The following is a 6,005-nucleotide window of genomic DNA, read 5'->3' on the forward strand; positions in this document are numbered from 1 at the left end:
GGCGCCATGGATGGCGCCATCGAGCCCCCAAGGACGGGTTTACGGCGTGTCCTGCAAGCCCACACCGCCCCGCCCAACCAGCAGACACCCCAGAGCCGGCTGCTGCCTTTGACGTTGCTCTGGCTTGAAGGCTTCTGCAGGTGCAGGGCGCAGCCCTGCCGACTCCCCCGCCGGGGTAAACTAGCGCGATGGCTTCCCGTCCCGCGCACGACCTGCTCCAACGCGTCTTTGGTTACGACGATTTCCGTGGTCCCCAGCAGGACATCGTGGAGCATGTGGCTGCCGGTCACGATGCCCTGGTGCTGATGCCTACCGGTGGCGGCAAGTCGCTGTGCTACCAGGTGCCCGCCCTGCTGCGTGACGGTTGTGGCATCGTCATCTCGCCGCTGATCGCCTTGATGCAGGACCAGGTCGAAGCCCTGCGCCAGCTCGGCGTGCGCGCCGAATTCCTGAACTCGACCCTGGACGCCGAAACGGCCGCCCGGGTCGAACGCGAACTGCTCGCCGGTGAGCTCGACATGCTCTATGTCGCCCCCGAGCGCCTGCTGACCGGACGCTTCCTGTCGCTGCTGTCGCGCAGCCGGATCGCCCTGTTTGCCATCGACGAAGCCCATTGCGTGTCGCAATGGGGCCACGACTTCCGCCCCGAATACCGCCAGTTGACCGTGCTGCACGAGCGTTGGCCGCAGATCCCCCGGATCGCGCTGACCGCCACCGCCGATCCGCCGACCCAGCGCGAGATCGCCGAACGCCTGGACCTTCAGGAAGCACGCCACTTCGTCAGCTCCTTCGACCGCCCCAACATCCGCTACACCGTGGTGCAGAAGGACAACGCCCGCAAGCAGCTGACCGACTTCCTGCGTGGCCATCGTGGCGAGGCCGGCATCGTCTACTGCATGTCGCGGCGCAAGGTCGAGGAGACTGCCGAATTCCTCTGCGGCCAAGGCTTCAACGCCCTGCCCTACCATGCCGGCCTGCCGCCGGAAGTGCGCGCTAACAACCAGCGCCGTTTCCTGCGCGAGGATGGCATCGTGATGTGCGCCACCATCGCCTTTGGCATGGGTATCGACAAGCCGGACGTGCGCTTCGTAGCGCATACCGACCTGCCCAAGTCGATGGAAGGCTACTACCAGGAAACCGGTCGCGCCGGCCGTGATGGCGAAGCCGCTGAAGCATGGCTGTGCTACGGCCTGGGCGACGTGGTCCTGCTCAAGCAGATGATCGAGCAGTCCGAGGCCGGCGAAGAACGCAAGCAGCTGGAGCGGGGCAAGCTCGACCACCTGCTGGGCTACTGCGAATCCATGCAGTGCCGCCGCCAGGTGCTGCTGGCCGGTTTCGGCGAGACCTATCCCCAGCCCTGCGGCAATTGCGACAACTGCCTGACACCGCCGGCCTCATGGGACGCGACTATCCCAGCGCAGAAGGCGCTGAGCTGTGTCTACCGCAGCGGCCAGCGTTTCGGCGTCGGCCATCTGATTGACGTGCTGCGAGGCAGCGAGAACGAGAAAGTGAGGCAGCAGGGCCACGACAAGCTGAGCACCTACGCGATCGGCCGCGACCTGGATGCGCGCACCTGGCGCAGCGTGTTCCGCCAGCTGGTCGCCGCCAGCCTGCTGGAAGTGGACAGCGAGGGCCACGGCGGCCTGCGCCTGACCGATGCCAGCCGTGACGTGTTGACCGGCCGCCGCCAGATCAGCATGCGCCGCGACCCGGCCAGCAGCACCAGCGGACGGGAGCGCAGCGCACAACGCACCGGATTGTCGGTACTGCCGCAGGATCTGGCCCTGTTCAACGCCTTGCGCGGCCTGCGTGCCGAACTGGCCCGCGAACAGAACGTGCCGGCCTTCGTGATCTTCCACGACAGCACCCTGCGCAACATCGCCGAGCAACGCCCGACCAGCCTGGATGAACTGGCCCGGGTCGGCGGCATCGGCGGCACCAAGCTGAGCCGCTACGGCCCGCGCCTGGTCGAAATCGTGCGTGAAGAAGGGTAGCGCCGGGCCGTGGCCAGGCGCCTCCCCGTCGCCAACCGTGCGCTCGTACCCCTGTAGAGCCGAGCCCACTTGCAGCTAGATTAACGCCATGTCCCTGGCCTCGACCCTGCTCCGTGTCGTGCTCATGCTCAGCCTGTTGCTCAACGGGCTGAACGCGGCCATGGCCAGTGGTCACGAGGAAATGGGCCGGATGGCCCACGCGGTAGCCGCCCTTGATGGCGGCGGCGATGCCGACTGCCACCACCACGCCGCCATGCAGGCCGACCAGGCCCCGCAGGCCAAGGCCCCCGCCCACGACGCCCACTGCCAGATCAAGGACTGCGTGCGCAGCTGCGCCCAGCACCCGCTGCTGGTGGTGCAGCCGTTGCCGTACCTGGCCGGCCCAGCACTGTCGCTGGCCCCGCAGCCGATGCCAGCCACTGGCCGTCCGGCGCCGCCGCTGCCGCCGATCTCCCGCCCTCCCATCGGCTGATTCCACACACACCGTGCGCCCTGCGCACCGTAGCCGGCCACCTGCCGGCGTCTTTACGTGTCTGGAGTCACCACCATGAATACCCGCATTCCCCCCGGTCCGGGCGCTGTGCCCATGCCGTCGCGCCGCCTGTTCGTGCAGGGCCTGGCCGCCGGTGGCGTGGTTGCCGGCATCGCCGCTGTCGGCGTGCCGCAGCGCGCGCTCGCCGCCGCCACGGCTGCCCCACGCCTGGCCGGCGCCCCCGCCGTGCTCAGCGACACCCGCATCGAATTGGCCATCGGCGAATCGCTGGCCAATTTCACCGGCCGCACCCGCCCGGCGATCACCGTCAACGGCTCGCTGCCCGCGCCGATCCTGCGCTGGCGCGAAGGCCAGACCGTGGATCTGTTCGTGCGCAACACGCTGGGACGCCACCCGACCTCCATCCACTGGCACGGCATCCTGCTGCCGGCCAACATGGACGGCGTGCCGGGCCTGAGCTTCAACGGCATCGGCCCCGGCGAGACCTACCACTACCACTTCCAGCTGAAGCAGTCGGGCACCTACTGGTACCACAGCCACTCGATGTTCCAGGAGCAGGCCGGCCTGTACGGTGCGCTGATCATCGATCCGGCCGAACCGGCGCCGTACCACCACGACCGCGAGCACGTGATCATGCTGTCCGACTGGACCGACATGGACCCGGGCGCGCTGTTCCGGCGCATGAAGAAGCTTGCCGAGCACGACAACTACTACAAGCGCACGCTGCCCGACTTCCTGCGTGACGTGAAGCGCGACGGCTGGTCGGCCGCGCTGTCCGACCGCGGCATGTGGGGCCGGATGCGGATGACGCCGACCGATATCTCCGACATCAACGCGCATACCTACACCTACCTGATGAACGGCACCGCCCCGGCCGGCAACTGGACCGGCCTGTTCCGCAGCGGCGAGAAGGTGCTGCTGCGCTTCATCAATGGCGGGTCGATGACCTATTTCGACGTGCGCATCCCCGGTTTGAAGATGACCGTGGTCGCCGCCGACGGCCAGTACATCCACCCGGTCAGCATCGACGAATTCCGCATCGCTCCCGCCGAAACCTACGACGTGCTGGTCGAACCCACCGGCCAGGACGCCTTCACGATCTTCTGCCAGGACATGGGCCGCACCGGCTACGCCGCCGGCACGCTGGCGGTTCGCCATGGCCTGCAGGCACCGATTCCCGCACGCGACCCACGCCCGTTGCTGACGATGAGCGACATGGGGCACGACATGGGCAGTGGTGGGCACGGTGGCCACGACATGGCCGCGATGAAGGGCATGGAAGGCGGCTGCGGTGCCAGCATGGGCCACGGCGCGCACGGCGGCGATACCGCCAGCAAGGCACCGAAGCATCCGGCCAGCGAACGCAACAACCCGCTGGTGGACATGCAGAGTTCGGCCACCGAACCGAAGCTGGACGACCCCGGCATCGGCCTGCGCGACAACGGCCGCCAGGTGCTGACCTACGGCGCGATGCGCAGCCTGTTCGAGGATCCTGATGGCCGCGAGCCGAGCCGCGAGATCGAGCTGCACCTGACCGGCCACATGGAGAAATTCTCCTGGTCGTTCGACGGCATCCCGTTCGCCAGCGCCGAGCCGCTGCGGCTGAACTACGGCGAGCGCATGCGCATCGTGCTGGTCAACGACACCATGATGCAGCACCCGATCCACCTGCACGGCGTGTGGAGCGATCTGGAAAACGCACAGGGCGAATTCCAGGTGCGCAAGCACACCATCGACATGCCGCCGGGCACGCGCCGCAGCTATCGCGTGCGCGCCGATGCGCTCGGCCGCTGGGCCTACCACTGCCATCTGCTGTACCACATGGAAGCAGGCATGATGCGCGAAGTGAGGATCGAAGAATGAGCCGCTCACTGCTTTCCCCCAGCCTGCTGGCCCTGGGCCTGGCCGCCGCATTGCCGGTGTTCGCGCAGTCGCACGCAGGCCATGACATGGCCGCGATGGACGCGCCGGCGAAGACCGCGAAGACGCCCGCCGAACCGGTCGATCATTCGAAGATGGATCATTTGAAGATGGACATGAGTGCGGCGGATCACGCCGGCATGGACCACTCCACGATGGACCACTCGAAGATGGACCATTCGCAGATGGACCATTCGGCGATGGGTCACGGCGCGCCCGCACCGACCGAACCCCTCGAACCGATCCCGGTCCCGACCGACGCCGACCGCGCCGCCGCCTTCCCGCCCATCGCCCACGGTGCGATGGAGCATGCGCCGGAGATCAACAGCCTGCTGCTGATCGACCGCCTCGAGCATTGGGATGGCAAGAGCAGCAACGGCCAGGCCTGGGAGGCCACAGGCTGGATCGGCGGCAACATCAACCGCCTGTGGCTACGCACCGATGGCGAACGCAGCCGTGGCCGCACCGAATCATCGTCGCTTGAAGCACTGTATGGCCGCAGCGTGTCGCCGTGGTGGGACGTGCTGGTCGGTGTGCGCCAGGACTTCCGGCCGGCCGACTCCCGCACGTGGGCAGCCATCGGCATCCAGGGCCTGGCGCCCTACAAGTTCGAGAGCTCGGCCACGCTGTACATGGGCTCCGGCGGCCAGGTGCTGGCCAGGGCCGAAGTCGAGTACGACGTGCTGCTGACCAACCGTTTGATCCTGCAGCCGCTGCTGGAAGCCACAGTGGCAGCCAAGGATGAACCGGAGTACGGCATCGGCCGTGGCCTGAACAAGGTCGAAGCCGGGCTGCGACTGCGCTATGAGTTCAGCCGCCGCTTCGCGCCGTACATCGGCATCAGCCACGAACGCAGTTTCGGCGACACCTCTGACTATGCCGGTGACCACGCGCGCGACACGCGTTGGGTCGCTGGCGTGCGCATGTGGTTCTGAGCAGCGTTACGTGAGCAGTGGCCAGCCCCGGCAGCCGCCGGGGCCGGCTACACTGCGCCACGTTCCAATGCAGGCACCGCCATGTCGTTGCAGATCCGCCGCGCCACCCTCGCCGACGTCGACACGCTTTCGGCGATCGCCATCGCCACCTATACCGAGACCTGGGGCGACTCATATCCGCCGCAGGACCTGCACGATTTCCTGCAGGATCACTACAGCAGCGAACCGCAGCGCATCGAACTGTCCGACCCACGCAGTGCCATCTGGCTGCTGATGGACGGTGACGCCGTGGTCGGCTATCTGGCCGCCGGTGCCAACACCCTGCCGCACACGGATGCATGCGAGGGCGACATCGAACTGAAGCGGTTCTACATTCTGGCTGCACACCAGAACGGCGGCCATGGTGCACGCATGATGGACGCGTTCATGGCCTGGCTGGACCAGCCGCAGCGCCGCACCCTGTGGGTGGGCGTATGGGAAGAAAACTTCGGCGCGCAGCGCTTCTACGCGCGCTATGGGTGCAGCAAGGTCGGCGAGTACGACTTCATCGTCGGCGACACGCATGACCGCGAGCTCATCCTGCGGCGGCCGTGATCACGCGCTCCATGTAGCGGGGGGGGGGGGGGGGGGGGGGGGGGTAGGGGAAACAAAACAGAAGGGGGA

5 protein-coding genes are annotated in these 6,005 nt (G+C 67.4%); all 5 read left to right on the top strand.

Annotation, left to right across the window (positions count from 1 at the left end; all coding sequences use genetic code 11):
* Positions 1-188: 188 nt before the first annotated feature.
* The 5 genes from recQ (at position 189) to ACTJJM_RS17455 (ending at position 5,936) form a co-directional block, all read left to right on the top strand.
* On the top strand, positions 189-1,994 hold the full coding sequence (gene recQ / locus ACTJJM_RS17435; protein WP_440865851.1) for a DNA helicase RecQ: 1,806 nt from the start codon (positions 189-191) through the stop codon (positions 1,992-1,994).
* A gap of 88 nt (positions 1,995-2,082) precedes the next feature.
* Positions 2,083-2,466 (top strand): CopL family metal-binding regulatory protein, encoded by a 384-nt coding sequence (locus tag ACTJJM_RS17440; RefSeq protein ID WP_010481710.1) that lies wholly within the window; start codon positions 2,083-2,085, stop codon positions 2,464-2,466.
* Between the two features lie 75 nt (positions 2,467-2,541).
* On the top strand, positions 2,542-4,350 hold the full coding sequence (locus ACTJJM_RS17445; protein WP_049453776.1) for a copper resistance system multicopper oxidase: 1,809 nt from the start codon (positions 2,542-2,544) through the stop codon (positions 4,348-4,350).
* Positions 4,347-5,342, top strand: coding sequence for a copper resistance protein B (locus ACTJJM_RS17450; RefSeq protein WP_049453774.1), 996 nt, complete (start codon positions 4,347-4,349; stop codon positions 5,340-5,342). The genes ACTJJM_RS17445 and ACTJJM_RS17450 overlap by 4 nt, the downstream gene beginning before the upstream one ends.
* An 81-nt stretch (positions 5,343-5,423) precedes the next feature.
* Entirely contained in the window at positions 5,424-5,936 is a 513-nt protein-coding gene (locus ACTJJM_RS17455; RefSeq protein WP_010481707.1) for a GNAT family N-acetyltransferase, read from the top strand.
* Positions 5,937-6,005: the final 69 nt, after the last annotated feature.

The organism is Stenotrophomonas sp. 22692, assembly GCF_052045015.1.
Lineage (GTDB): Bacteria > Pseudomonadota > Gammaproteobacteria > Xanthomonadales > Xanthomonadaceae > Stenotrophomonas > Stenotrophomonas geniculata.

Bases quoted from the DNA above. Each gene is read 5' to 3' on its own strand.
- recQ (WP_440865851.1), top strand. From the start codon at position 189: ATGGCTTCCCGTCCCGCGCACGACCTGCTCCAACGCGTCTTTGGTTAC.
- ACTJJM_RS17440 (WP_010481710.1), top strand. From the start codon at position 2,083: ATGTCCCTGGCCTCGACCCTGCTCCGTGTCGTGCTCATGCTCAGCCTG.
- ACTJJM_RS17445 (WP_049453776.1), top strand. From the start codon at position 2,542: ATGAATACCCGCATTCCCCCCGGTCCGGGCGCTGTGCCCATGCCGTCG.
- ACTJJM_RS17450 (WP_049453774.1), top strand. From the start codon at position 4,347: ATGAGCCGCTCACTGCTTTCCCCCAGCCTGCTGGCCCTGGGCCTGGCC.
- ACTJJM_RS17455 (WP_010481707.1), top strand. From the start codon at position 5,424: ATGTCGTTGCAGATCCGCCGCGCCACCCTCGCCGACGTCGACACGCTT.